This is a genomic window from Metapseudomonas otitidis (assembly GCF_900111835.1).
Taxonomy (GTDB): domain Bacteria; phylum Pseudomonadota; class Gammaproteobacteria; order Pseudomonadales; family Pseudomonadaceae; genus Metapseudomonas; species Metapseudomonas otitidis.
Map to the genome: position 1 here is coordinate 57983 of NZ_FOJP01000013.1, position 23959 is coordinate 81941.

General features: G+C 69.4%; 25 protein-coding genes. 10 read left to right on the plus strand and 15 right to left on the minus strand.

Annotated elements, in window-relative coordinates; translation table 11 throughout:
• Positions 1-17: 17 nt before the first annotated feature.
• The 8 genes from BM198_RS17645 to BM198_RS17680 all read right to left on the minus strand — a co-directional run bounded on the left by BM198_RS17645 (position 18) and on the right by BM198_RS17680 (position 8473).
• Complete coding sequence (locus BM198_RS17645; protein WP_074971562.1) at positions 18-788, minus strand: IclR family transcriptional regulator; 771 nt, start codon at positions 786-788, stop codon at positions 18-20.
• A gap of 70 nt (positions 789-858) precedes the next feature.
• Positions 859-2346: an amidase gene (locus BM198_RS17650; protein WP_074971563.1), complete on the minus strand. Its 1488-nt coding sequence runs from the start codon at positions 2344-2346 to the stop codon at positions 859-861.
• A complete protein-coding gene (locus BM198_RS17655; protein WP_074971564.1) occupies positions 2343-3677 on the minus strand; it encodes a citrate-proton symporter in 1335 nt (444 codons plus the stop codon). The genes BM198_RS17650 and BM198_RS17655 overlap by 4 nt, the downstream gene beginning before the upstream one ends.
• A 13-nt stretch (positions 3678-3690) precedes the next feature.
• Positions 3691-4893, minus strand: a complete 1203-nt coding sequence (locus BM198_RS17660) for a M20 aminoacylase family protein (protein ID WP_074971565.1) — start codon at positions 4891-4893, stop codon at positions 3691-3693.
• A gap of 119 nt (positions 4894-5012) precedes the next feature.
• The gene (locus BM198_RS17665; RefSeq protein ID WP_074971566.1) at positions 5013-5345 is read right to left on the minus strand and encodes an amidase; all 333 of its coding nucleotides are present in this window, start codon (positions 5343-5345) and stop codon (positions 5013-5015) included.
• Positions 5342-6457: a serine hydrolase domain-containing protein gene (locus BM198_RS17670; RefSeq protein WP_074971567.1), complete on the minus strand. Its 1116-nt coding sequence runs from the start codon at positions 6455-6457 to the stop codon at positions 5342-5344. Before BM198_RS17670 ends, BM198_RS17665 begins: the two co-directional genes overlap by 4 nt.
• 223 nt (positions 6458-6680) lie before the next feature.
• Positions 6681-7466 carry an oxygen-binding di-iron domain-containing protein gene (locus tag BM198_RS17675; protein WP_044409827.1) on the minus strand — a complete coding sequence of 262 codons (786 nt, stop codon included), beginning with the start codon at positions 7464-7466 and terminating at the stop codon, positions 6681-6683.
• A 119-nt stretch (positions 7467-7585) separates the two neighbouring features.
• The gene (locus BM198_RS17680) at positions 7586-8473 is read right to left on the minus strand and encodes an acyl-CoA dehydrogenase family protein (RefSeq protein ID WP_074971568.1); all 888 of its coding nucleotides are present in this window, start codon (positions 8471-8473) and stop codon (positions 7586-7588) included.
• 139 nt (positions 8474-8612) lie between these two features.
• Between BM198_RS17680 and olsB the strand changes: the two genes are divergently transcribed.
• Entirely contained in the window at positions 8613-9383 is a 771-nt protein-coding gene (olsB, locus tag BM198_RS17685; RefSeq protein WP_044409407.1) for an L-ornithine N(alpha)-acyltransferase, read from the plus strand.
• 4 nt (positions 9384-9387) lie between these two features.
• Entirely contained in the window at positions 9388-10161 is a 774-nt protein-coding gene (locus tag BM198_RS17690) for a lysophospholipid acyltransferase family protein (RefSeq protein ID WP_074971569.1), read from the plus strand.
• Positions 10162-10170: 9 nt separating this feature from the next.
• Here the strand turns inward: BM198_RS17690 and BM198_RS17695 are convergent, their stop codons facing one another.
• On the minus strand, positions 10171-11028 hold the full coding sequence (locus BM198_RS17695) for a universal stress protein (RefSeq protein ID WP_044409412.1): 858 nt from the start codon (positions 11026-11028) through the stop codon (positions 10171-10173).
• 93 nt (positions 11029-11121) lie between these two features.
• Positions 11122-11700, minus strand: coding sequence for an acyl carrier protein phosphodiesterase (locus tag BM198_RS17700; protein ID WP_044409415.1), 579 nt, complete (start codon positions 11698-11700; stop codon positions 11122-11124).
• A gap of 150 nt (positions 11701-11850) precedes the next feature.
• Between BM198_RS17700 and BM198_RS17705 the strand changes: the two genes are divergently transcribed.
• The 3 genes from BM198_RS17705 (at position 11851) to BM198_RS17715 (ending at position 14487) form a co-directional block, all read left to right on the plus strand.
• Positions 11851-12174, plus strand: a complete 324-nt coding sequence (locus BM198_RS17705) for an ArsR/SmtB family transcription factor (RefSeq protein WP_044409417.1) — start codon at positions 11851-11853, stop codon at positions 12172-12174.
• An 84-nt stretch (positions 12175-12258) separates the two neighbouring features.
• Positions 12259-13422 carry an MFS transporter gene (locus BM198_RS17710; protein WP_044409420.1) on the plus strand — a complete coding sequence of 388 codons (1164 nt, stop codon included), beginning with the start codon at positions 12259-12261 and terminating at the stop codon, positions 13420-13422.
• A gap of 15 nt (positions 13423-13437) precedes the next feature.
• Positions 13438-14487 carry an alkene reductase gene (locus BM198_RS17715; RefSeq protein WP_044409422.1) on the plus strand — a complete coding sequence of 350 codons (1050 nt, stop codon included), beginning with the start codon at positions 13438-13440 and terminating at the stop codon, positions 14485-14487.
• A 177-nt stretch (positions 14488-14664) separates the two neighbouring features.
• On the opposite strand, the gene BM198_RS17720 is transcribed toward BM198_RS17715, so the two are convergent.
• Complete coding sequence (locus BM198_RS17720) at positions 14665-15519, minus strand: ATPase (RefSeq protein WP_074971570.1); 855 nt, start codon at positions 15517-15519, stop codon at positions 14665-14667.
• Between the two features lie 337 nt (positions 15520-15856).
• Between BM198_RS17720 and BM198_RS17725 the strand changes: the two genes are divergently transcribed.
• Positions 15857-16117 (plus strand): hypothetical protein, encoded by a 261-nt coding sequence (locus tag BM198_RS17725; RefSeq protein WP_044409426.1) that lies wholly within the window; start codon positions 15857-15859, stop codon positions 16115-16117.
• 1 nt (position 16118) lies between these two features.
• Here the strand turns inward: BM198_RS17725 and BM198_RS17730 are convergent, their stop codons facing one another.
• Both BM198_RS17730 and BM198_RS17735 read right to left on the minus strand, forming a co-directional pair.
• Positions 16119-17111 carry an NAD-dependent epimerase/dehydratase family protein gene (locus BM198_RS17730; protein ID WP_074971571.1) on the minus strand — a complete coding sequence of 331 codons (993 nt, stop codon included), beginning with the start codon at positions 17109-17111 and terminating at the stop codon, positions 16119-16121.
• Positions 17112-17210: 99 nt separating this feature from the next.
• Entirely contained in the window at positions 17211-18101 is an 891-nt protein-coding gene (locus BM198_RS17735) for a LysR family transcriptional regulator ArgP (protein WP_044409431.1), read from the minus strand.
• A 100-nt stretch (positions 18102-18201) separates the two neighbouring features.
• Here BM198_RS17735 and BM198_RS17740 point away from each other — a divergent pair, with 100 nt between their 5' ends.
• From BM198_RS17740 to BM198_RS17755, 4 genes are all read left to right on the plus strand, one after another.
• Complete coding sequence (locus BM198_RS17740; protein WP_074971572.1) at positions 18202-18606, plus strand: ACT domain-containing protein; 405 nt, start codon at positions 18202-18204, stop codon at positions 18604-18606.
• 3 nt (positions 18607-18609) lie between these two features.
• Positions 18610-19212 carry a LysE/ArgO family amino acid transporter gene (locus tag BM198_RS17745; protein ID WP_044409437.1) on the plus strand — a complete coding sequence of 201 codons (603 nt, stop codon included), beginning with the start codon at positions 18610-18612 and terminating at the stop codon, positions 19210-19212.
• Between the two features lie 193 nt (positions 19213-19405).
• Complete coding sequence (gene sodB, locus BM198_RS17750; RefSeq protein WP_044409441.1) at positions 19406-19987, plus strand: superoxide dismutase [Fe]; 582 nt, start codon at positions 19406-19408, stop codon at positions 19985-19987.
• Positions 19988-20326: 339 nt separating this feature from the next.
• Complete coding sequence (locus BM198_RS17755; RefSeq protein ID WP_044409444.1) at positions 20327-22393, plus strand: putative bifunctional diguanylate cyclase/phosphodiesterase; 2067 nt, start codon at positions 20327-20329, stop codon at positions 22391-22393.
• Positions 22394-22430: 37 nt separating this feature from the next.
• On the opposite strand, the gene BM198_RS17760 is transcribed toward BM198_RS17755, so the two are convergent.
• The gene (locus tag BM198_RS17760) at positions 22431-23339 is read right to left on the minus strand and encodes a GIDE domain-containing protein (protein ID WP_074971573.1); all 909 of its coding nucleotides are present in this window, start codon (positions 23337-23339) and stop codon (positions 22431-22433) included.
• A complete protein-coding gene (locus BM198_RS17765) occupies positions 23339-23911 on the minus strand; it encodes a LemA family protein (protein ID WP_074971574.1) in 573 nt (190 codons plus the stop codon). Before BM198_RS17765 ends, BM198_RS17760 begins: the two co-directional genes overlap by 1 nt.
• Positions 23912-23959: the final 48 nt, after the last annotated feature.

The window sequence follows — 23959 nt, forward strand, 5'->3', positions numbered from 1 at the left end:
GAGGGTGGGCCGGCGGCCTAGGCCAGCCGGCCCTGCAACAGGTCGACGGTGCCGGCGAGGTCCTGCAGGTGCTGGCCGCTGACCCGCTCGACGCTGTCCTGGTCGCGGGGCCAGTGCAGGGCGACGCTGCCCACGACACGCCCCTGGCGACGCACCGGCAAGGCCACGGCGCGGATCAGGAAGGGCAGGCGCACGGCATATTCCCAGCTGCCCTCGGTGCGCTCGCCATAGCCCTGGCGGTGGGCCTGTTCATGGACCCGCTGCAGCGCCTCGCCGGGCAGGCCATGGCGCGCGGCCAGGCGCTCCAGGTCGGTGGGCTCCAGGGCGGCGACGCAGGCCTTGCCCATGGCCGACTGGTGCAGGCTGGCCTTGAGCCCCACCACCAGGCGGTTGTTCGGGTAGCGCCGACGCAGCACCTGGGGCACGGCGCTTTCCACCACCAGCAGGTCGTCTCCGTCGAAGAACGACAGGTCGGCCACCAGGCCGGTGCGCTCGGCCAGCTCGCAGAGCAGCGGCGAGGCGCGCTCCACCAGTTGCCGGAGGAAGCGCTGCTGCGGGTCGCCGAACAGGCGCTCGGCGGTGAGCCGGTAGCGCCGGTCGCACAGCCCCCGGTACAGCCAGCCCTGCTCCTGCAGGGTGTGCAACAGGCGCGACACCGTGGCCTTGGGCAGGCCGGTGAGGTAGTGCAGCTCCTCCAATCCCAGGGCGTCATGGGCGCCCAGCAGTTCGAGGATGCCCAAGGCGCGCTCCACCGAGCGCACCGTGCCGTTGTCTTCTCGTGTTTGCATACCCGCCTCCCCTCCCCCATGGCGATGACAGGCGCCAGCAAGATACGGGCCTTGGCCGGCCCGTGATCGCTCAGTTCGCGGGTGGCCAACCCAGCAACGCCGGCGGGCGCCGCGTCACCCAGCGGGTCTGCCGCTCGTGGGCATGGGCCAGCTGCAGCACCGCCAGGTCGGCACGCGCCGGGCCGATCAGTTGCACGCCCATGGGCAGCCCAGCCTCGCCGAAGCCCACCGGCACGCTCATGGCCGGCAGGCCCGCGAGGCTCACGCCGATCACCACCTCCATCCAGCGGTGGTAGCTGTCCATGGCGCGGCCGGCCACCTCGGTGGGCCAGGGCTGCGCCGAGTCGAAAGGGAACACCTGGGCGCTGGGCAGCAGCAGGAAGTCGTAACGCTCGAACAGCGCCGTCACCACGCGGTACCAGTCGCTGCGGTCCACCGAGGCCTGGTGCACCGCCTCGGCGCTGAGGCCCAGGCCGCCCTCCACCTCCCAGCAGGCTTCCGGCTTGAGCCGCGCGCGCCGCGCCGGGTCGGCATACAGCGGCCCCAGGCTGCCGGCCACCAGCCAGTGGCGGTGCACGCACCAGCAGCGCCAGAGCCGCTCCGGGTCGTAGTCCGGCACCACCGGCTCCACCTCGCAGCCCAAGGCGCGGAAGTCCGCCAGCCCAGCCTCGCACAGCGCCAGCAGGCCCGCCTCCATGGGCAGGTGGCCCCCCAGGTCGCCAAGCCAGCCGATGCGGGTGCCGGTGAAGTCCCGCTCCAGCGAGCCCTCCAGGTCCTGGCTGGACAACTGCGCCAGGGGCACGCCCGCCGCCGGCCCGGCCTGGGTGCGCAGCAGCGCGGCGACGTCGGCCACGCTGCGGCCCATGGGCCCTTCGGTGGCCAGCTGCTGGACGAACAGCTCCGGCGTCGGGCCGAAGGGCACCCGCCCCAGGGACGGGCGCAGGCCGTAGACGTTGTTGAAGGCCGCCGGGTTGCGCAGCGAGCCCATCATGTCGCTGCCGTCGGCCACCGGCAGCAGGCGCAGGGCCAGCGCCACCGCCGCCCCGCCGCTGCTGCCGCCGGCGCTGCGGCTGGGGTCGTAGGCGTTGCCGGTGATGCCGTGCACCGGGTTGTAGGTGTGCGAGCCGAGGCCGAACTCGGGGGTGTTGCTGCGCCCGATGAACAGCGCGCCGGCCGCCCGGGCGCGGGCCACCACGTGGGCGTCGTGGCGGGTCACCTGGTCGGCGAACAGCGGCGAGCCGAGGCTAGTGCGCAGGCCGGCGGTGGCGGCCAGGTCCTTCGGTGCCTGGGGCATGCCATGCATCCAGCCCAGCCATTGCCCATTGGCCAGTTGCCGGTCGCGCTGCTCCGCCTCGGCCAGCAGGCGCTCCTCGGGCTGAAGGTCCACCAGGGCGTTGACCACCGGGTTGAGGGCGTGGATGTGCTCCAGGTAGGCCTGCATCACCTCGCGGCAGGCCACCTGGCGGGTGCGGATGGCCTCGGACAGCGGCAGGGCGTCCAGGGCGACGATCTCCTCGCGCAGGGAGCGGGCAGGTGCGGGGGGTCGGGTCAGGCTCATTCGGCAAGGCTCCGGGTGGGCTGGGACAGGGAAAGCCGGCGGGCACGGCGCGCCAGGGCGGCGGGGGCGCCTTCGCGCAGGTGCCAGTTGGCGACTAGGCCGAGGCTGGCGGCGAAGACCACATAGTAGGCGGGTGCCACCGGGTCGCCGGTGGTCTGGGTAAGCCAGGTGACGATGAAGGGGGCGAACCCGCCGAACAGCATCACCCCCAGGTTGTTCGACAGCGCCAGCCCGGTGGAGCGCACCGCCGCCGGGAACTGCTCGGCACTGGCAGTGGGCCCGGGGCCGTAGATGCTGCCGATGGCGCTGCATAGCAGCAGCTGCATCACCAGCAGGCGGCCGAGGCCGGGCGCGGCCGCCACCCAGCTGAACAGCGGGTAGACCATCACCAGGAAGGCGAAGGTGCCCACCAGCAGCACCGGGCGCCGCCCGACCTGGTCGGACAGGTGCCCCGCCAGGGGGATCACCAGGGTCATCCAGGCCACGGCGGCCATCTGCACCATGAACACCTGGTCCAGCGGCAGCCCCAGCTGCTTGTGGGCGAAGGTGGGCATGTTCACCAGCACCACGTAGAAAGCCACGGTGCCGCTGATGGTGCAGCCGAGGGTGACCAGCACGGCCCGGCCGTTCTCCCGCAGCATGCGACCGAAGCCAATGTGCTCGCCGCGCTGGGTGTCACGGGCCTCCAGGAAGGCTTCGGTCTCGGCCATGTGCCGGCGCATCCACAGCCCCACCGGGCCGATCAGCAGCCCCACCAGGAAGGGCACCCGCCACCCCCAGGCATCCAGCGCCTCGGGCGAGAGCCCGTGGGTGACCAGGGCGCCCATCCCGGAGCCGGCGAACACCGCCAGGCACTGGCCGAACAGCTGCCAGGCGCCATACAGCCCGCGCCGATGGGCCGGTGCGCTCTCCACCAGGAAGGCCGTGGCGCTGCCGTATTCGCCGCCGGTGGCGAAGCCCTGGAGCATCCGCGCCACCACGATCAGCAGCGGCGCGCCGAGGCCGATGGCGGCGTAGTCGGGGGCCAGGGCGATCATGGCGATGGAGACGGTCATCAGCAGGATGATCAGCTGCATGGCCGCCTTGCGCCCGCGGCGGTCGGCGTAGAGGCCCAGGAGGATGCCGCCCACCGGGCGCATGAAGAAGCCGACGCCGAAGGTGGCCAGGGCCATCAGCAGCGAGGCGTACTCGTCGTCCGAGGGGAAGAACAGCCGGGCAATGATGCTGGAAAGGAAGCCGTAGACGATGAAGTCGTACCACTCCAGTGCGTTTCCGATGACGGCAGCCGTCACCTGGCGGCCGCGCGAGGCGCCGCTGGCGGATGGTTTCATGGCGGTCTCCGGGTCAGGCGTGGGCAGCGGGTTCGGCGAGGCGCACGGGCGTCACCTGCAGCCAGGATTCGGCCAGGGCGGCCCAGTAGGCGGCGCCTCTCGGGAGGATGGCGTCGTTGAAGTCGTAGGCGGGGTTGTGGACCATCGGCCCGTCGCCGTTGCCGATCATCAGGTAGCTGCCGGGGCAGCGCTGCAGCATCCAGCCGAAGTCCTCGCTGCCCATGAGGGTGGGCGCGTCCTGCACGGCGTCGGCACCGGCCAGGTCGAGGGCGACACGCCGGGCGAAGGCGGTCTCGGCCGGGTGGTTGACGGTGACCGGGTAGGCCGGCCGGTGCTCGATCTGCACCTGGCAGCCATGGCTGGCGGCGTGGCCGCGGATGATCGCCATCACCCGCTGCAGCTGGCGCTCGCGCACCGCTGGGTCCAGCGCACGCAGGCTCAGGCGCAGGCGGGCCGTCTGCGGGATGACGTTGGCCGCCTCGCCGGCCTGGAAGGCGCCGATGCTGACCACCGCCGCCTGCTGCGCATCGATGTGGCGGGCCACCACCGTCTGCAGGGCCATGACGATGTCGGCACCGGCCACCAGCGGGTCAACGCACAGGTGCGGCATGGAGCCGTGCCCGCCGACGCCTTCGAGGGTGACCTCCAGCAGGTCCTGGGAGGCCATCACCGGCCCGGCGCGGAAGGCCAGTTGCCCGGCCGGCAGGCCCGGCATGTTGTGCATGCCGAACAGCGCATCGCAGGGGAAGCGCTCCAGCAGGCCGTCCTCCAGCATGGCCAGGGCGCCGCCCTGCCCCTCCTCGGCGGGCTGGAAGATCAGGTTGAGGGTGCCGTCGAGGCGTCCGGCCTGGGCCAGGTAGCGGGCGGCGCCCAGCAGCATCACGGTGTGGCCGTCGTGCCCGCAGGCGTGCATGCAGCCGGCATGGCGGCTGATGTGGGCGGCCGCGCCGGCCTCGTGGATGGGCAGCGCGTCCATGTCGGCCCGCAGGCCGAGCCGCGCCGTACCCCGGCCACGGCGCAGCACACCGACCACGCCGGTACGGCCGATGCCGGTGTGCACCTCATAGCCCCAGTCGCGCAGCAGGCGTGCCACCAGCTCGGCGGTGCGGTGCTCCTCGAAGCCGAGTTCGGGGTGGGCGTGGATGTCGTGTCGCAAGGCACGCAGCTCGTCGGCGATGCCGTCGAGCCAGGCCTGGATGGGAGCGAAGCGGGTCATTGTTGTTGTTCTCCTCGTCCGGTGGAGACCGCCCGGGGCGGTCGGTCTCCAGCTAACCGCGCGGGGCGGAGGAGAACAATCGAAGGTGGTTCCACAGGGTGGAACCCGAGCGCGCGGCCTCAGGGCAGCGGGTCGGGCTCCGCCAGCAACTGGCAGCCCTGGCGCTCGCCGAGCCAGGCGGCAGTGTTGCTGCGCCCCAGGCCACGGGCAGTCACGCGCTTGCCGGCGGCATCGTCGAGGAAGCCGCTGATGGGCACGTACTGCTTCACGTAGCCCTGGCAGTAGTCCGCCGCGTTGTTCATCACGTAGCGGCAGGAGCAGTACTCCTTGGCGGTGTAGGCGCTGATGATGCCGGGGAAGGCCTGCAGGTGGACGCGGTTGTGCCAGGCCAGGCCGGCGAGCAGGAGCAGCAGCAGGACGAGGACGCTGAGCACGGGACGGCGGCGGATCATGGCTTCACCTCCGGGGCGAAGGCGGCCAGGGCCAGTTCGAGGAAGCGGTCGTGCTGGTAGGTGCCGTCGCGGTCATCGGCGTAGCGCACGATCACCAGCTTCTCGGTGGGCAGCACGTAGAGCGCCTGGCCCCAGTGGCCGAGGGCGGCAAAGGCGTCTTCCGGGGCATGCGACCAGGGCTTCGGCGCGCCCTCTACCACGCGGTTGAGCCACCAGTGTCCGCCGGGGACGGCTTCGCCGGGCTGTTTCGGATCCGGCCGGTAGTCGGCGAAGGGCGTGCGGTTGAAGGCCACCCACTCGGCAGGCAGCAGTTGCCGCTCGCCCCAGCGACCGTTGCGCTGCATGAGCAGGCCGACCCGGGCCAGGTCACGGGCGCTGAGGTAGGCGTAGGAGGAGCCGACGAAGGTGCCGGCGGCGTCCCGCTCCCACACGGCGGAGCGGATGCCGAGGGGCTCGAACAGCGCGGTCCAGGGGTAGTCCGGGTAGGCGGCCTCGCCCACCATGCCGCGCAGGGCGGCGGAGAGCACGTTGCTATCGCCGCTGGAGTAGCGGAAGCGCTTGCCGGGCACGGCGTCCAGCGGGTGCTCGGCGGCGAAGGCAGCCATGTCGCCACGGCCTCGGGTGTAGAGCATGGCCACCACGGAGGACTTGAGCGGGGCGTACTCGTAGTCCTCCTGCCAGGCCAGGCCGGAGGCCCAGTGCAGCAGGTGCTGCACCTGCACGCCGGGGTGGCTGGCGAAGGCGGGATAGTGGCGGGCGACCGGGTCGTCCAGCTTGAAGCGCCCCTCGCCAAAGGCCACACCCAGGGTGGCGGCCAGCAGGCTCTTGCTCACCGACCAGGTGAGGTGCGGCGTCTGCGCCTGGGTGGGGCCGGCATAGCGTTCGTAGACCAGCTCGCCATCACGGATCACCACCACCGCGTCGCTGCGCACGCCCTGGCGCTGGGCATCGTCACGGGCGGGAAAGGCGTAGCGCTCGAAGGCGTCGAGGGCGGGGCTGCTGGCGGTGGGGGTGGTCGTCCAGTCGGGGTCGGGCCAGCGTTCCGCCTGGGCGGGCAGCACGGCGGCAAGGCCAAGGGCCAGGCACAGGGCGCGGAGCAGGGGCATGGGCATCGGCAGGCCTCTTGTTGTAGGAAGAGGCCGACCCTAGCACGGGTTGATGACAGCCAAAAGCGCCGAACGCGCCGCGAAAGGTGGCCATTCCAGACAACTTCGGGGTGGCGCCACGGCGTGGGCGATCCCGTAAAAAACCGGCGGGAGGCGCAGGCTTCCGGCCGGTTTCTATGTGCACGCCTGGCGAACGCGAGCCTGCTGCTGGTGCGTTCGCCTCGGGCTGTCAGCGAGGCAGCTGGTAGTCCTCGGGGCCCATCAGGTCGAGGCCGCAGTCGAGGTTCTCGATCCAATAGAGGAAGGCGCTGATCATTTCCTTGCCGACGAAGGGACGGCCGTGCTGCGGCACGATCATCTCCAGGTCCATGCCACGGACCATCGCGGCCCACAGGCGGCAGGCCTTGTTGCCGGCCATGTAGCGCCGGTGGAAGCCTTCCATCTCCGGCACGTGGTTGGTGAAGTCGCGCACCGGGGAGGCGTCTTCGGTCATGGACGCGCCCATGTCGCCGGAGAAGAGGATCTTGCTCACCGGGTCGTACAGCTGGAAGTTGCCCACCGAGTGCAGGAAGTGCGCCGGCACCGCCTTGAGGTTGCAACGGCCGAGCGGGATCGACTGGCCACGGTCAGGCAGCGCGATGATGCGGTCGTAGGTGGAGATGCCATGGCTGATGGCCAGGTAGTTGGCAGTCAGGTGCGGCAGGAAGCGCGCCCAGAGCTTGGAGCAGACCACCTTGGCGCGGGTGTGCAGCAGCCACTTGTCCAGGGACGCGATGATGTCCGGGTCCTGGTGGGAGGCGAAGATGTAGGTCAGGTCCTGCACCGGGATGTGCTTGGACAGCTCCAGCGACAGCGGGGTGTAGGTCAGGTCGCCGCCCGGATCGAGCAGCAGGTACTGGTCATGGTCGGTGATCAGGAACTGGTTGGACTGGATGCCGTCCCCACTGACCAGATCGTCGAACAGCATGCATTGGTGGGTGCCGTTGTCGAACAGCACGATGGGTTCACGGCGCATGGACACCTCGGATTCGGTTGCGGCGCACAGCATGCGGAGCCCCTTGTCCGGGCGTACTGATCTGCGTCAAGCGCCCCCTTCGTCAAGGGCGCAAAGGTCGCAGGGAGGCGCGCTGCGTCTCAATCCACCCACCCCAGTGCCTCCCGCGCCTTGGCCAAGCGCGTGGCGCGTGCGGCGCCGGCGATGGCCAACAGGCCCTGGTCGCGCGTCCAGAGTGTTGCCCACGGCGCGGGGCCGCTGGCGAAGGCGGCGTCCAGTTCGCTGCGCAGGCCGTCGAACTCGGCGAAGAGGCCGGCCAGCATGACGTGCATCACCGGGCTGGTGGCGCACAGCCGGGCCACTTCGGCAGCGCCGGCCAGCAGCCCCAGCAGGCGCATGCGCAGGGCCGGCGGCCAGCCGCTGTCCTGACCGACACCCAGCAGCCAGGCGCTGAGGGCGGCGAGGACGTGGAGGTCTTCCAGGCTGCGGAAGGGTTTGACGTAGGCATCCCAGCCGTCCCCGGCGAGGCGCTCGCAATGGGCGCCGTCCAGGTGCAGGCGGGCGTGGGGGATGTCGGGCATCAGTGGCAGCGCTGGCAGGGGTTCGATGCGTACGCCGGGCGCGCCGTTGCGCACCACGGTGAGGGCCAGGCGCGGGGCCTCGCCGTCGGCTTCCTCGCGGGCGGCCACCAGCAGCCAGTCGGCAGCGTCGGCGGCGGTGACGAAGTCCTTGCGGCCATTGAGGCTGAGCCCGTCGAGGCGGACCTGCATGTCCGCCGGGCGAACGCTGCGCGCTTCGGTCACGCAGAGGGCGCCGAGGCTGCGCGGAGCGGAGGGCCAGAGCAGGCGCAGCGCGCCCTGGTAGCCCGCGAGGAAGGCCAGCCCCGGGGTGGCGGCGAGGCGCCCGCCGAGGATGGCGAGTTCGAAGGGCGTGGCCTCGCCCAGGCGCTCCAGCAGGCTGCCGTACCACTCTTCGAGAGGCTGCGCGGGCAAGCGGTCACGGGTCTCGAGCAGGCGTTGCCAGGTCATGGGCGGTCTCCTTGGGGGCTGTCATTCAAGCATCACGGAAACGTCACGGAGGTGACACCGGGTCTGCCTAGCCTGAGCTTGCACAACAAGATCGTCCGGCTGCAACCGGGATCTAGCCGGCCCAAATGGAGGCTTACTCATGACTCAGATCGCTATCACCCGCGACAACGCCGCACGCGGCGACAAGAGCCCACGCCGCCTGCAGGCCGAGCGCCTCAGCGGGGTGGCTGCCCTGCGTGAAGCCCAGGCCCTGCGCTACCGGGTGTTCAGCGCGGAGTTCGATGCCAAGCTCAAGGGCGCCGAATTCGGCCTCGACATGGATGACTTCGACCCGCACTGCCAGCACATCGGTGTGCGCGACCTGGACAGCGGTGAGCTGGTGGCCACCACCCGCCTGCTGGACCACCAGGCCGCCCACGACATCGGCCGCTTCTACAGCGAGGAGGAGTTCCGCCTCGAAGGCCTGGGCGAGCTGCAGGGCCCGGTGCTGGAGATCGGCCGCACCTGCGTCGATGCGGCCTACCGCAACGGCGGCACCATCGCGGTGCTCTGGAGCGAGCTGGCGGAGGTGCTCAACGAGGGCGGCTACCGCTACCTGATGGGCTGCGCGAGCATCCCCATGCAGGACGGCGGCATCCAGGCCCAGGCCATCATGCAGCGCCTGCGCGAACGCTACCTGTGCACCGAGCACCTGCGTGCCGAGCCGCGCACCCCGCTGCCGGCGCTGGAGCTGCCGGGCAACGTGATCGCCGAGATGCCGCCGCTGCTGAAGGCCTACATGCGCCTGGGGGCGAAGATCTGCGGCGAGCCGTGCTGGGACCCGGACTTCCAGGTCGCCGACGTGTTCATCCTGCTAAAGCGCGACGAGCTGTGCCCGCGCTACGCCCGCCACTTCAAGGCGGCGGTCTGACGCCGTGGCCGGGCTGCGCTTCTACCTGCGGGTGCTACGCCTGCTGGCGGTGATCGGCCTCGGCCTGCTGCTGGCGAGCGGGGTGGTGGTGCTGGAACGGCTGGCCCGGGGACGGGACCTGATGCCGCGCCGGCAGCGCCTGACCCGCTGGTTCCTGGCGCGACTGGCCGGCGCCCTGCCCTTCCGGGTGCGGGTGGAAGGCGAGGTGCCGACGGTGCCGATGCTGTGGGTCAGCAACCATGTGTCGTGGACCGACATCCCGCTGCTGGGCATGCTCGCGCCGCTGTCCTTCCTGTCCAAGGCGGAGGTGCGCGCCTGGCCGGTGGCCGGCTGGCTGGCGCACAAGGCCGGGACGCTGTTCATCCGCCGGGGTTCGGGGGAGAGCAACCTGGTGGGGCAGCAACTGGGCCGGCACCTGGGGCTGGGCCGCAACCTGGTGATCTTCCCGGAAGGCACCACCACCGATGGCAGCCTGGTGCGCACCTTCCATGGCCGCCTGCTGACCAGCGCCTGCGAGACCGGAGTGGCGGTGCAGCCGGTGGCGATCCGCTACCTGCGCGATGGCGAGCGGGACAGCGTGGCGCCGTTCATTGGCGAGGATGACCTGGTGTCCCACCTGGTGCGCCTGCTGCGCAGCCCGTGCAGCGAGGTGGAGATCCGCCTGCTGACGCCCATCCCCAGCAGCGGTCGCCACCGCAACGCCCTGGCCCGCGAGGCCCAGCAGGCGGTGCAGGTGGCGCTGTTCGGTGAAGCCCCGTCCGACGAGCTGGCGGCCTGAGCCGCTGCCTCAGCGGGCGGGCGGCACCACCAGCATGTCGCAATCGAACTCCCGCAGGGCGGCGTCCGCCACGCTGCCGATCAATGCCCGCTTGACCCCGCTCATGCCCCGCGTGCCCAGCACCAGCAGGTCCGGTTCGGCCTGCTGCAGTGCATGGCGCAGCACGGTGATGGGCAACCCCTCCTCCGCCGAATGCTGGCTGAACACGCCCAGCAGCCCCTGCTCGCCAAGGAACTGCGCCAGGGCCGAACGGGCCGCCACGGCTTCGCGTTGTTCATGGTCCTCCAGGGCGCTGTCGGACAGCCCGGCACCCAGCAGGGTGAGCCGGGCGAAGGGCTCGAAGGCGTAGAGCGCACGGCTGCGGGCCAGCTCCAGAATCCCCAGTTCACGAGCCGCCTGGGCCGCGCGGGCCGAACAGGGCGAGAGGTCGAGGCCGACGAGGATGTCGTGGTAGTGCCCGTCGGTCTCGCGGTTGACCACCAGCACCGGTGTGTCCCCGGTGCGCAGCACGCGCTCCAGGGTGGTGCCGACGAACACGTCGCGCAGGGCGTTGCGCCGGTGGCAGCCCATCACCAGCAGGTCGAAGCCCTGGCTGCGGGCGAAGTCGACGATGCGCTCGGCCGGGTCCCCCACTTCGACACGCAGCGCCGGGGCGGCGCCCGCCAGTTCGGCGATCTCGCCCAGGTGCGAGGCGAGGGCCTCGTGGACCTGGGCGCTCCAGGCGCTGGCCAGGGCCTGGGGCTGGTCGGCATCCACCACGTGCAGCACCGTCCAGGGGCAACGGAACTGCCGCACCAGTTGGGCGGCACGACGCAGGGCACGTTCGGAGCGGTTGGACAGGTCGGTCGCCAGGAGCAGCGCTTTCATCGGAGCACCTCCACTGTTCTCGTCAGGCCGGACCGGGGCGGTCCGGAGTCCACGCATTGCACGCCCCGATGCGCTACCGGGGCTTGATGCAGGTCAAGCCATGCCGGCCTGGGCGGCGAAGCGCTGCAGCTCGGGGTAGAAGCGCCGGAAGTGATCGCTCAGGGGCTGGTAGCGCTCGGCCAGTTCGTCGAAGCCGCCGGCCAGCAGCTCGGGGCGGGACAGGCGGCGGCTCATGCCACCCACCACGGCTGCCAGGGTGTCGAACTCGCGGTAGCTGCCGAGCCAGTCCTGCTCGGCCATGCGCGGGGCGATGCGGGCCAGGGCGCCGGGCAGCGCCGCCTGGTCGGCCAGCACCCGGTAGACCTGCCCGGTGAAGGCGGGCAGCGGCACCTCGGCGTAGTCGGCCCAGTCGCGGGCCAGGCAGTGGTCGAAGAACAGGTCCAGCAGGATGCCGGACACCCGCCGCCGAGCCGCCGGGAACAGGGCGCGGGCGTCCCGCACCAGCGGGTGGGTGTCGGTGAACAGGTCGATGCGCCGATGCAGGCGAATGCCGGCCTCGATGCCCTGGGGCCAACGGCCATCCAGCGGCCCTTTGACGAAGTCGCCGTAGAGGCTGCCGAGCAGTTGGTGGGGCGCGGGGCCGCCGAGGTGGAGGTGGGCGAGGTAATTCATCGCGCCAGCTTAGCAGGCTGCTGAAAAACTCCGTTGTGTCGGCGCATGCCCATCAGCCGGGCTGATGATGACTATCGCGGGAAACGATCCCGTATCGTTTTTGCTCGATATATAGTTCGCTCCATTCCGATATGACTGGTGGAGACGGCCATGACCGACACCCCCGACAGCCTCGACATCGACCTGGGCGAGATCCTCAAGGCCCTCGCCCACCCGGTACGGCGCGACATGCTGCTGTGGCTCAAGGAGCCGGAGCGCTACTTCGTCGAGCAGGACCACCCGTTCGAGATCGGCGTGTGCGCCGGCAAGTTCGACCAGCGCACCGGGCTCTCCCAGTCCACCGTATCGGCCCACCTGACCACGTTGCAGAAGGCTGGCCTGGTGACCAGCCGACGCATCGGCCAGTGGAACTTCTTCAAGCGCAACGAGGCCGTAATCGAGGCGTTCCTGCAGCGGATGAGCACCGAACTCTGACCGCAGTACCCGATCAAGAGTCCCGCCCGGCGGGCTCACCTCGGCCCCTTTGCCACCTGCCCCCATTCACTCAGGAGCTGGCCCATGCCAACCGCGCTTCTCGTCCTGGCTTTGTCCGCATTCGCCATCGGCACCACTGAATTCGTGATCATGGGCCTGCTGCCCGATGTCGCCACGGACCTGTCCGTGAGCATTCCCGTCGCCGGCTGGCTGGTGACCGGCTACGCCCTGGGCGTGGCGGTCGGCGCGCCGTTCATGGCCATGGCCACGGCACGCTTCCCTCGCAAGGCGGCGCTGCTGGCGCTGATGGCGATCTTCATCCTCGGCAACCTGCTGTGTGCCACGGCACTGAACTACGACCTGCTGATGCTGGCGCGGGTGGTGACGGCGCTCTGCCACGGGGCCTTCTTCGGCATCGGCTCGGTGGTGGCCGCCAGCCTGGTACCGCCGAACCGCAAGGCTTCAGCGGTGGCGCTGATGTTCACCGGGCTGACCCTGGCCAACGTGCTGGGCGTGCCCCTGGGCACCGCGCTGGGCCAGGTGGCGGGCTGGCGCTCGACCTTCTGGGCGGTGACGCTGATCGGCGTAGCGGCCTTCATCGGGCTGTGGCGCGTGCTGCCACGCCAGGATGACGAAGAGGCCGCCGACATGCGCGCCGAGCTGGCCGCCCTGCGCGGGGCCGGGCTGTGGCTGGCGCTGTCGACCACGGTGCTGTTCTCGGCAGCGGTGTTCTGCATCTTCACCTACGTGGCGCCGCTGCTGGGCGAGATCACCGGGGTGTCGCCACGCGGCGTGACCGGCACGCTGCTGCTGATCGGCCTGGGCCTGACCCTGGGCAACTTCATCGGCGGCCGCCTGGCCGACTGGAAGCTGGCACAGACGCTGATGGGCGTGTTCATCGCCCTGGCCGTCACCTCCACCGTGGTGCACCTGGCCAGCCCGTACCTGATTCCCATGGAGATCACCCTGTTCCTCTGGGCCACCGCCGCCTTCGCGGCCGTGCCGGCCCTGCAGGTGAACGTGGTGGCGTTCGGCGCCGGTGCGCCGAACCTGGTCTCCACCCTCAATATCGGCGCCTTCAACGTGGGCAACGCCCTCGGCGCCTGGGTCGGTGGCGTGGTGATCGAGCAGGGCCTGGGTCTGACCCGCGTGCCGCTCGCCGCTGCCGTACTCGCCATCCTGGCGCTGGTCGCCACCCTGCTGACCTTCAGCCAACGCAAACCCGAGCTGGAAACCGCTCTCGACTAAGACGAGGTGTTCAAAATGGCAACATTGTTCGATCCGATCAAAGTGGGCGACCTGGAACTGGCCAACCGCATCATCATGGCCCCCCTGACCCGCTGCCGCGCCGACGAAGGCCGCGTGCCCAACGCGCTGATGGCCGAGTACTACAGCCAGCGCGCGTCCGCCGGCCTGATCATCAGCGAGGCCACCGCCGTGACCCCGATGGGCGTCGGTTACCCCGACACCCCCGGCATCTGGAACGACGATCAGGTCAAGGGCTGGAGCAACGTGACCAAGGCCGTGCACGCCAACGGCGGCAAGATCGTCCTGCAGCTGTGGCACGTGGGCCGCATCTCCGACCCGAGCTACCTGGACGGCGAAGCTCCGGTGGCCCCCAGCGCCATCGCTGCCAAGGGCCACGTCAGCCTGCTGCGCCCGCTGCGTGACTACCCGGTGCCCCGCGCGCTGGAGACCGAGGAGATCGCCGACGTCATCGAGGCCTACCGCCTCGGCGCGGAGAATGCCCTGGCTGCCGGCTTCGACGGTGTCGAGCTGCACGCCGCCAACGGCTACCTGGTGGACCAGTTCCTGCAGGACAGCACCAACACCCGCACCGACCGCTACGGCGGCTCCCTGGAGAACCGCGCGCGCCTGCTGCTGGAGATCACCGACGAGCTGATCAAGGTCTGGGGCGCCGGCCGTGTCGGCGTGCACCTGGCACCACGTGCCGACGCCCACGACATGGGCGACTCCAACCGTGCCGAGACCTTCGGCTACGTGGCCCGTGAACTGGGCAAGCGCGGCATCGCCTTCATCTGCGCCCGCGAGAAGGAAGCCGACGACAGCCTGGCCCCGCAACTGAAGGAAGCCTTCGGCGGCGTGTTCATCGCCAACGAGCGCTTCACCAAGGACCAGGCCAACGCCTGGATCGCCGAAGGCAAGGCCGACGCCGTGGCCTGGGGCATCCCCTTCATCGCCAACCCGGACCTGCCGGCCCGCCTGGAGAAGGATGCGCCCTGGAACGAGCCGCACCCGGAAACCTTCTACGGCAAGGGCCCGGTCGGCTACATCGACTACCCGCGCCTGTAAGCGGCAACGCTGCGATGAACGAAGCCCCGGCCTTCAAGGTCGGGGCTTTTTCGTGGCAGTGGGTAGATGCGGGCGAATGAACTCGCCCCTACAGGTCCCCCTTGCAGGGGCGGCGTAGCCCGTGCATGAAAAAGCCCCGGTCCTTGCGGAGCGGGGCTCGTTCACTGCGGTGATGGATCAGCGCGCGTTGATCTGCTGCTGCAGGTTCTGCACCTGGCTCTGCAGGGTGCTGATGTTGCGGGTCATCTGCGCGCGGAAGGCATCGAACTCGGCCTGGTTGGCACCACCGCCCGCAGCTGCCGGGGCCTGGGCCGGGCGGCTGTCCAGCTGGCTGCGCAGGACCAGCAGGTCCTGTTCGAGGCTCTTGATGGCCTGGCTGGGGTTGCCCTGCTTCTTCAGGGCCTCCACTTCACCGGCCAGCGCCTTGATGCGCTCGTCCAGCTTGGCGGCGTCGCCTTGTGCGGCCTTCAGGCGGGCCTGTTCTTCGGCCAGGCTTTGCAGGCGGCTGTCCAGTTGGCCGGCGGAGCCGCTCTGGGTCTTGAAATCGCCGGAAAGCTGCTCGACGCGCTTGTCCTGGCTGCCCAGCTGGGCGCTGAGGGCCTGCTGCTGCTTGGCCACCTCGGCCAGGCGGGATTGCAGCTGGCGGATGTCCAGCTTGATGGACTCGCTGCCGCTGGTGACGTTGGACTCGGTGGCGACCACCTTGCCGCTGATGTCCTTGATGCGCCCGGCGGCCTCTTCGCTGATGCGGGCGAAGCTTTCCTGGGTGGCCACCAGTTGCTGCTCCATCATCGAGATCTGCTGGAAGCTCCACCAGCCGAGGCCACAGAAGGCGATGACCGTGGCACCCAGCAAGGCCCACAGCGGACCGGTGCTGGCACCGCCTCGGGCTTCGGGCTCGTACCCCGTGCGACCGCCCCGGGCCGGCGTGGAGGCGACACGGCGTGGGTGGTGGCCGAACTCGTCGCGGTCCTGCGCGTCGGTTGACAGGCTGGGGACATCGTCCAGTTCATCGAGAGCATCGTTACGCATGATTGACCTTCGGCAGGAGGAGCAAGGAATCGGGGTCGGCACCCAGGGCCGAGGGGCGCCAGTATACCGGTTCGCTTGGCCGGCATCAGCGCCGCGCCATGCTGGTGCGGGTGCCCTTCGTCGGTGCGCATCCAGGCTGATGGACCGGCTGCAGGCCCCATGGTTCCTGGGATTGTGAACTGGTACGCAGCTTGCTTTGGTCGTTGCGGGGCGTCCGGGGGCGCTCCATGCGCGGCCCGTGCCGCGCCGGACGGACCCACCGCTGAACGGGTCCGACGCGCTCCGTCCGGGCAGGACGACAGGCCGGAGCTCTCTTCACACCTTGGGGGGAATACGCGTGGAACTGACCAAAGCCGTGCTGGATTGCATGCAGAGCCTTCGTCGCCAGATTCGCGAGGAACAGGCCCTGGACATCCGTCTCAGCCAACCCGATGCCATCCAGCAGATGCTCAAGGCCTGTGCCGAATCCCGGCGCGAGGCGGTGATCAGCCTGGGCGAGCGCCTCAGCGAACTGACCGGCGTACGCGTGCCGAAGGTGCTGACCGAGGAAGAGCTGGTGCGCAAGTACACCCAGTACGCTGGCCCGCTGCGCGGCTGAATCAGGCGCCCTGCTGCGCCTTCCACCAGGTGCAGAACTCGTCGAGGGCCGTCCACAGGCTCACCTGGGGGTCGTACTCCAGGTAGTGCCGGGCGCGGCTGATGTCGAGGCTGAAGTCCCGCGCCATCACCGCCACGCCCAGCCGGAACAGCGAGGGCTCGGGGCGCCCCGGCAACAGCCGGCAGACCGTTTCATTGAGGGTCGCCGCTGCGTAGGCCACACCGAAGGGCACGTGCCGGGTGACCGGCAGCAGGTCGAGGCGGCGCAGCACGTAGTTGACCACGTCCCACAGCGGCACCGGCTCGCCGTTGCTGATGTTGTAGACCTTGCCCAGCGCCGGCCCGGCGGCCAGCAGGCCGCTGAACAGCACGTCGTTGAGGTTGTGCACGCTGGTGAAGTCGACCTTGTTCAGGCCGTTGCCGATGATCGACAGGCGACCCTTGCGCTGCATGGCGATCAGACGCGGGAAGATGCTGGTATCACCGGCCCCGGTGACGAAGCGTGGGCGGAAGGCGATGACCTCCAGGCCGAATTCCTCGGCGGCGAAGACCTTCTGCTCGGCCAGGTACTTGGTAGCGCCGTAGTGGTCGGAGAAGCGCTTGGGCACCTGATCCTCGGTGATGCCGACGTGGGAGCGCCCATCGAAGTAGATCGACGGCGAGGACAGGTGCACCAGGCGCTTGACCCGCTGCTTGAGGCAGGCTTCCACCAGGTTCTCGGTGACTTCGACGTTGGCCCGGTGGAAGTCTTCGTAGCGGCCCCAGACGCCCACGGCGCCGGCGCAATGCACCACGGCCTCCACGTCCCGGCACAGGGCCTGGGCCAGTTGCGGGTCCCCCAGGTCACCGGCGACGAACTCCGCGCCCCGCCGCACCAGGTGTTCCACGGCCTCGGGCCGACGGCCGGTGACCCGCACCGTCAGCCCCTGCTCCAGGGCAAAGCGGGCGAAGCGCCCACCGATGAAGCCACTCGCTCCGGTCACCAGAATCTTCATTGCCGTCCCCCACCTGTCGTGTGTTGCGCACTCTAGCAGCGCCCCGGCATGCCGTCGTGGCGCGGCGAGCCAGCACGCGCCCGTTGCCGGCCACCCGGGTCAGTCCCGTACCAGCCAGCGCCCGCCGGCCCGGGCCAGGTGGTCGGTGAGGCTGGCCAGCAGCTCACCACCGTGGCGCCAGTGGTGCCAGTAGAGCGGCACGTCGATGGGCCGTTGGGGAATCAGCTCCACCAGCTCCCCTCGGGCCAGCTCACCCTCCACCTGGTGCTCGGGCACCAGCCCCCAGCCAAGGCCCGCCTGGGTCAGGCGGACGAAACCTTCGGACGAGGGGCAGAGGTGGTGGGGAAAGGCGCCCTGGATGCCCAGCGCGGCCAGGTAGCGGTGCTGCAATTGGTCGTCGGGGCCATAGACGATGGAGGGCGCATTCAGCAGCGCCTCCGCCGTGACGCCCCGGGAGAAGTGCCGGGCCACGAACCCCGGGCTGGCCAGGGCGCGGTAGCGCATGGCGCCCAACGCCAGGCTGCGGGCCCCGGCCACCGGGCGTTCGGCGGCGCAGATGCAGCCGGCCACTTCACCGGCACGCATGCGCTTGAGGCCGACCTCCTGGTCTTCCACCACCAGGTCCATCAGCACGCGGTGGCTGGAGCAGTAGTCCGCCACCGCCGGGGCCCACCAGGTGGCCAGGCTGTCGGCATTGATGGCGATGCGCAGGCGCTCCGGCAGGCCGCCTTCGTCCAGCGCCGGCACCTGGGCCTGGAGGTCGCGCTCCAGCAGGCGCACCTGCTGCACATGGTTGAGCAGGCGGGTGCCGATCTCCGTCGGTGCCGGTGGCGCAGCACGCACCAGCACGGGCTGCCCGACCCGCGCCTCCAGCAGCTTGACCCGCTGGGACACCGCCGACTGGGACAACCCCAGCACCTGGGCGGCCCGCTCGAAACCACCCTGCTCCACCACGGCGGCGAGGGCAGCCAGGAGCTTGTAGTCGAACATATCGATTTTCCTTATGCGAGATCAGCAGGATTCGTTTTCCTTATACAGCCGCCCTCGGCAGACTCGCCAGCATTCCCTTTCGCCTTTCAAGGAACCGACCATGGCCGGAGAAACCGCCCTGTCCGTGCTGCTGCGCAGCCTGGAACCCCGTCTCGACGACGGTGATTACGTCTTCTGTACCCTGGCGTCTGACGCCCCGACCGATTGCACACCCGTGGCCAGCATCCGCGAGGCCGAGGGGTTGAGCCTGATCCTCCCGCGTGAACAGGCCGATGCCCTGGACCTGCCCTACGACTACGTCGCCGCCTGGATCACCCTGCAGGTGCACTCATCCCTGGCGGCGGTGGGGCTGACGGCCGCCGTAGCGGCAGCACTGGCCCAGGCCGACATCAGCTGCAACGTGGTGGCGGGCTACCACCACGACCACCTGTTCGTGCCCCGCGAACGCGCCGAGTGCGCGGTGTCGATCCTGCGGGCGCTGGCCGCCAGCGCGGTGGAGGGCTGAGGCATGTGGCAGAGCTACTTCAACGGCATGCTGGTGGCGGCCGGGCTGATCATCGCCATCGGCGCGCAGAATGCCTTCGTCCTCGCCCAGAGCCTGCGCCGCGAGCACCACCTGCCGGTGGCGGCGCTCTGCGTGCTGTGCGACGCGCTGCTGGTGAGCGCCGGGGTGTTCGGCCTGGCCAGCGTACTGGCACAGAACCCGATGCTGCTGGCCATCGCCCGCTGGGGTGGGGTGGCCTTCCTCGCCTGGTACGGCAGCCAGGCCCTGCGCCGCGCGCTGAGCCCGGGCACCCTGGCGATGCAGGCCGACGCCGGGCCACGCTCACGCAAGGCGGTGCTGCTGGCGGCGCTGGCGGTGACCCTGCTCAACCCCCATGTCTACCTGGATACGGTGCTGCTGATCGGCTCCCTCGGCGCCCAGCAGCCGGTGCCCGGTGCCTACGCCCTGGGCGCGGCCAGTGCCTCGCTGATCTGGTTCTTCGCCCTGGCCCTGGGCGCTGCCTGGCTCGCCCCCTGGCTGGCCCGTCCCGCCACCTGGCGGCTGCTGGACTTCACCGTGGCGCTGATGATGTTCGCCATGGCGGCACAATTGGTGAACGGGATCTGAACCCGGGCGGTCCAAGCAGCACGGGCCGCGGAGGGGCTATTCCACACGGATACTGCGTGGTTAAGCCTCTGGTCGGGTGCTATGATCCGGCCCTCGCGGCACATAAAGAGTACGAACTCAAAGCCGCTCACCGGCCGCCCGTGAACGGCCCCGCGCCTTGCGCACATATCCAGACCTGATGAAGGAGACAGACATGGCTTTCGAATTGCCGCCGCTGCCGTACGAGAAGAACGCTCTCGAGCCGCACATTTCCGCCGAGACCCTGGAATTCCACCACGACAAGCACCACAACACCTATGTCGTGAACCTGAACAACCTGGTTCCGGGCACCGAGTTCGAAGGCAAGAGCCTGGAAGAGATCGTCAAGACCTCCTCGGGCGGCATCTTCAACAACGCCGCCCAGGTGTGGAACCACACCTTCTACTGGAACTGCCTGAGCCCGAACGGCGGTGGCCAGCCCACCGGCGCCCTGGCTGACGCCATCAATGCTGCTTTCGGTTCCTTCGACAAGTTCAAGGAAGAGTTCACCAAGACCTCCGTCGGCACCTTCGGCTCCGGCTGGGGCTGGCTGGTGAAGAAGGCTGACGGTTCCCTGGCCCTGGCCAGCACCATCGGCGCCGGCTGCCCGCTGACCAGCGGCGACACCCCGCTGCTGACCTGCGACGTCTGGGAACACGCCTACTACATCGACTACCGCAACCTGCGTCCGAAGTACGTCGAGGCGTTCTGGAACCTGGTGAACTGGGACTTCGTGGCCAAGAACTTCGCCGCCTGAGTCACCCGCAGCACCTGAAAGGACCCGGCCTTGCGCCGGGTCTTTTCGTTCATGCCGGCGCTCGCGTCGTCCTACTCCCCCTGCCCTCCTAAACCGCAGAACCAATCGGGTCGCCCGTTGAACTCAGCGGTGCTGTCCATTCGTCGTCCGGCATTCAAGTCAGCCGATGCCGCACCGACACAGGGGCGTGTTCGCTTAATCCACCAGCCTGGCGAACGTCCCATTCGGGGACCGGGTTCCGCTTTTTGCGTACTGGCCCTTTGACGGCTACCCCGTGTTTGCCAATACTCAAGCGGTCTGGCACCTGGCACTTACCGGCATCGAACAAGGAATTCCTACTTGAAGCTGGATCTGAAAAACAGCTTGTCACTGAAGTTGCTCCGCGTGGTGCTGCTGTCCGCACTGGTGGTGGGCGTGGTGCTCAGCTGCGCGCAGATCGTGTTCGACGTCTACAAGACCCGCCAGGCGGTGGCCAATGACGCCCACCGCATCCTCGGCATGTTCCGCGATCCATCGACCCAGGCCGTCTACAGCCTGGACCGCGAAATGGGCATGCAGGTGATCGAAGGCCTGTTCCAGCATGAGTCGGTGCGCTTCGCCAGCATCGGCCACCCCAACGAACCCATGCTGGCGGAGAAGACCCGCCCGCTCAGTGAGCTGCCCACCCGCTGGCTCACCGACCCGATCCTCGGCAAGGAACAGAACTTCACCACCCAGCTGGTGGGACGCGGACCGTACAGCGAGTACTACGGCGACCTGACCATCACCCTCGACACCGCGCCCTATGGCGAGGACTTCGTCATCAGCTCGGTGATCATCTTCGTCTCCGGCGTGCTGCGCGCCCTGGCCATGGGCCTGGTGCTCTACTCCGTCTACCACTGGCTGCTGACCAAACCGCTGTCGAAGATCATCGAGCACCTGACCAACATCAACCCCGACCGCCCCAGCGAGCACAAGCTGCCCATGCTCAAGGGCAACGAGAAGAACGAGCTGGGGTTGTGGATCAACACCGCCAACGAGCTGCTGGCGTCCATCGAACGCAATACGCACCTGCGCCGGGAGGCCGAGAACAGCCTGCTGCGCATGGCCCAGTACGACTTCCTCACCGGCCTGCCCAACCGCCAGCAGCTGCAGCAGCAGCTGGACCAGATCCTCGAGGACGCCGGCCGCCTGCAGCGCCGGGTCGCCGTGCTGTGCGTGGGCCTGGACGACTTCAAGGGCGTCAACGAGCAGTACAGCTACCAGACCGGCGACCAGTTGCTGATCGCCCTGGCCGATCGCCTGCGTGGCCACAGCGGCCGCCTCGGCGCGCTGGCCCGCCTGGGTGGCGACCAGTTCGCCTTGGTCCAGGCGGATATCGAGCAGCCCTATGAAGCCGCCGAGCTGGCCCAGAGCGTGCTGGACGACCTGGAAGCCCCCTTCGCGCTGGAGCAGCAGGAAGTCCGCCTGCGCGCCACCATCGGCATCACCCTCTTCCCGGAAGACGGCGACAGCACCGAGAAGCTGCTGCAGAAAGCCGAACAGACCATGACCCTGGCCAAGAGCCGCTCGCGCAACCGCTACCAGTTCTACATCGCCAGCGTGGACAGCGAGATGCGCCGCCGCCGCGAGCTGGAGAAGGACCTGCGCGAAGCCCTCAAGCGCAACGAGCTGCAACTGGTCTACCAACCCCAGGTGGACTACCGCGACCACCGCGTGGTGGGCGTCGAGGCGCTGCTGCGCTGGCAGCACCCGCAACACGGTTTCGTGCCGCCGGACCTGTTCATCCCCCTGGCCGAGCAGAACGGCAGCATCATTCCCATCGGCGAATGGGTGCTGGACCAGGCCTGCCACCAGCTGCGGGACTGGCACGACCAGGGCTTCAACGAACTGCGCATGGCCGTGAACCTCTCCACCGTGCAGCTGCACCACACCGAGCTGCCGCGCGTGGTCAACAACCTGCTGCAGGTCTACCGCCTGCCGCCGCGCAGCCTGGAGCTGGAAGTCACCGAGACCGGCCTGATGGAGGACATCTCCACCGCCGCCCAGCATCTGCTCAGCCTGCGCCGCTCCGGCGCACTGATCGCCATCGACGACTTCGGGACCGGCTATTCCTCGCTGAGCTACCTGAAGAGCCTGCCGCTGGACAAGATCAAGATCGACAAGAGCTTCGTCCAGGACGTGCTGGAGGACGAGGACGACGCCACCATCGTCCGCGCCATCATCCAGCTGGCCCGAAGCCTCGGCATGCAGGTGATCGCCGAAGGGGTGGAGACCCCCGAGCAGGAGAGCTACATCATTGCCCAGGGCTGCAACGAGGGTCAGGGCTACCTCTACAGCAAGCCGCTACCGGCCCGCGAGCTGACCGGCTACCTCAAGCAATCCCGCCGCCTGAGCGCCGCCGCCTCCAACCCCGCAGCCCTCTGATACGCCGCATGCACCGCCTGCGGGTGGCCGCCAGACGCTAGAGCCACCCGGTGGTGCGCAACAGGTAGACCGTTGCCACTGCCCCTGCGATGCATACCAGCCCCGCGCCCAGCGCCTGCCAGAAGAAGGTCCGCGCCAGCACGTCCTCGCCATGGCTGGACAGCAGGAAAGGCCGCGCCTCCCCCGGGCGACGCATGCGGTTCACCGCCGGTGCCGCACTGGTGGCGCGATGGCGATCCTCCGCCTCCAGCTGCGCCGCCAGACGCACCCGCCCCCACTCCGCCTCGTCCAGCTGGCCGTCGCCGTTGCTGTCGAAGCGCTTCAGCAGGCCGGCGAAGTCACTTTTCCATTCGCGGATCACCGCCCCCTCGGCGCGGCTGGCATCGAAGCCCTGCTGGCTCGCGCCGGTGGTGACGAATTCGCCGATGGCGTAAAGCGGGCCACCCAGTTCCAGGCGCTCCTCGGTGTAGCGGTAGTCGCCGCCACCGAACAGCGAGCCGAAGAAGCCGGTGGACTCCACCCGTAGCGGGTGCCGCTGGCTGCCATGCCAGACGTCGCGGGAGGCGGGTCGGACCTCGGCACCCCGCGGGTCGATCAGGCACTCGCCGGTACCGTCCCCCAGCGCCAGCCACTGGTCACTGGCGCCGCTTTCCACCACTTTCCAGCGCTTGTCCTTGTCGCTTCCGCTGCGCTCCTCGATCCGGAAACGCCACCACACGCAGGGCTTGCCGGTGAGCGGCGCGCTCAACAGGCCGTGCTGCGGCTCGTGCAGCACGCCGTAGAGTTCCACGTAACCCTGGGCTGCCGAGCGGATTTTCGAAGTGGGCGTATCCAGCAGCAGGCGCCCCTCGTAGAAGCGCTTCAGGCACCACCAGCCGCCACCGAGAAAGGCCCCCAGGCTGAAGGCCAGGCTCATCGCCAGGCCGCCGGCGTCACCACCGTCCATCAGCTGAACAGGCTCTTGATGTCCACGTCGGCCTTCTCGGCCTCGCTGAACACCAGCAGCTCCGCCGGACGGAAGCCGAACATGCGGGCGATCAGCACATCAGGGAACTGCTCGATGCGCACGTTGTTCAGGTTGACCGCCTCGTTGTACAGCTCGCGGCGGTCGGCAATGCCGTTCTCCAGCCCGCTGATGCGCTGCTGGAGGAACTGGAAGTTCTCGTTGGCCTTGAGCTGCGGGTAGTTCTCCGCCAGCGCGAACAGCTGCCCGAGGCCGGCCCGCAGCCCGCTCTCGGCCTGACCCAGGGCGCCCAGATCACCGCGCTCGCGGGCACCGGCCACGGCGTTGCGCGCGGCAATCACGCGCTCCAGGGTGCTGCGCTCGTGCTGCATGTACTGCTTGCAGGTTTCCACCAGCTTGGGCAGCTCGTCGTGGCGCTGCTTGAGCAGCACCTCGATGTTCGACCAGGCCTTGCCCACGCCGTGCTTCAGGCGCACCAGGGCGTTGTAGAGGATCACGGCATAGGCGCCCGCCAGCAGCAGGGCGACGAGGATGGCAACGGTGCTCAGGGACATGTGAACGACTCCTTGTCTTCGGTTCCGGCGGATTCTAGCGCCCACCGC

Excerpts from the sequence above, each read along its gene's own strand:
- BM198_RS17645 (WP_074971562.1), bottom strand. The coding sequence starts at position 788 with ATGCAAACACGAGAAGACAACGGCACGGTGCGCTCGGTGGAGCGCGCC.
- BM198_RS17650 (WP_074971563.1), bottom strand. The coding sequence starts at position 2,346 with ATGAGCCTGACCCGACCCCCCGCACCTGCCCGCTCCCTGCGCGAGGAG.
- BM198_RS17655 (WP_074971564.1), bottom strand. The coding sequence starts at position 3,677 with ATGAAACCATCCGCCAGCGGCGCCTCGCGCGGCCGCCAGGTGACGGCT.
- BM198_RS17660 (WP_074971565.1), bottom strand. The coding sequence starts at position 4,893 with ATGACCCGCTTCGCTCCCATCCAGGCCTGGCTCGACGGCATCGCCGAC.
- BM198_RS17665 (WP_074971566.1), bottom strand. The coding sequence starts at position 5,345 with ATGATCCGCCGCCGTCCCGTGCTCAGCGTCCTCGTCCTGCTGCTGCTC.
- BM198_RS17670 (WP_074971567.1), bottom strand. The coding sequence starts at position 6,457 with ATGCCCATGCCCCTGCTCCGCGCCCTGTGCCTGGCCCTTGGCCTTGCC.
- BM198_RS17675 (WP_044409827.1), bottom strand. The coding sequence starts at position 7,466 with ATGCGCCGTGAACCCATCGTGCTGTTCGACAACGGCACCCACCAATGC.
- BM198_RS17680 (WP_074971568.1), bottom strand. The coding sequence starts at position 8,473 with ATGACCTGGCAACGCCTGCTCGAGACCCGTGACCGCTTGCCCGCGCAG.
- olsB (WP_044409407.1), top strand. The coding sequence starts at position 8,613 with ATGACTCAGATCGCTATCACCCGCGACAACGCCGCACGCGGCGACAAG.
- BM198_RS17695 (WP_044409412.1), bottom strand. The coding sequence starts at position 11,028 with ATGAAAGCGCTGCTCCTGGCGACCGACCTGTCCAACCGCTCCGAACGT.
- BM198_RS17700 (WP_044409415.1), bottom strand. The coding sequence starts at position 11,700 with ATGAATTACCTCGCCCACCTCCACCTCGGCGGCCCCGCGCCCCACCAA.
- BM198_RS17705 (WP_044409417.1), top strand. The coding sequence starts at position 11,851 with ATGACCGACACCCCCGACAGCCTCGACATCGACCTGGGCGAGATCCTC.
- BM198_RS17710 (WP_044409420.1), top strand. The coding sequence starts at position 12,259 with ATGCCAACCGCGCTTCTCGTCCTGGCTTTGTCCGCATTCGCCATCGGC.
- BM198_RS17715 (WP_044409422.1), top strand. The coding sequence starts at position 13,438 with ATGGCAACATTGTTCGATCCGATCAAAGTGGGCGACCTGGAACTGGCC.
- BM198_RS17720 (WP_074971570.1), bottom strand. The coding sequence starts at position 15,519 with ATGCGTAACGATGCTCTCGATGAACTGGACGATGTCCCCAGCCTGTCA.
- BM198_RS17730 (WP_074971571.1), bottom strand. The coding sequence starts at position 17,111 with ATGAAGATTCTGGTGACCGGAGCGAGTGGCTTCATCGGTGGGCGCTTC.
- BM198_RS17735 (WP_044409431.1), bottom strand. The coding sequence starts at position 18,101 with ATGTTCGACTACAAGCTCCTGGCTGCCCTCGCCGCCGTGGTGGAGCAG.
- BM198_RS17740 (WP_074971572.1), top strand. The coding sequence starts at position 18,202 with ATGGCCGGAGAAACCGCCCTGTCCGTGCTGCTGCGCAGCCTGGAACCC.
- BM198_RS17745 (WP_044409437.1), top strand. The coding sequence starts at position 18,610 with ATGTGGCAGAGCTACTTCAACGGCATGCTGGTGGCGGCCGGGCTGATC.
- sodB (WP_044409441.1), top strand. The coding sequence starts at position 19,406 with ATGGCTTTCGAATTGCCGCCGCTGCCGTACGAGAAGAACGCTCTCGAG.
- BM198_RS17760 (WP_074971573.1), bottom strand. The coding sequence starts at position 23,339 with ATGGACGGTGGTGACGCCGGCGGCCTGGCGATGAGCCTGGCCTTCAGC.
- BM198_RS17765 (WP_074971574.1), bottom strand. The coding sequence starts at position 23,911 with ATGTCCCTGAGCACCGTTGCCATCCTCGTCGCCCTGCTGCTGGCGGGC.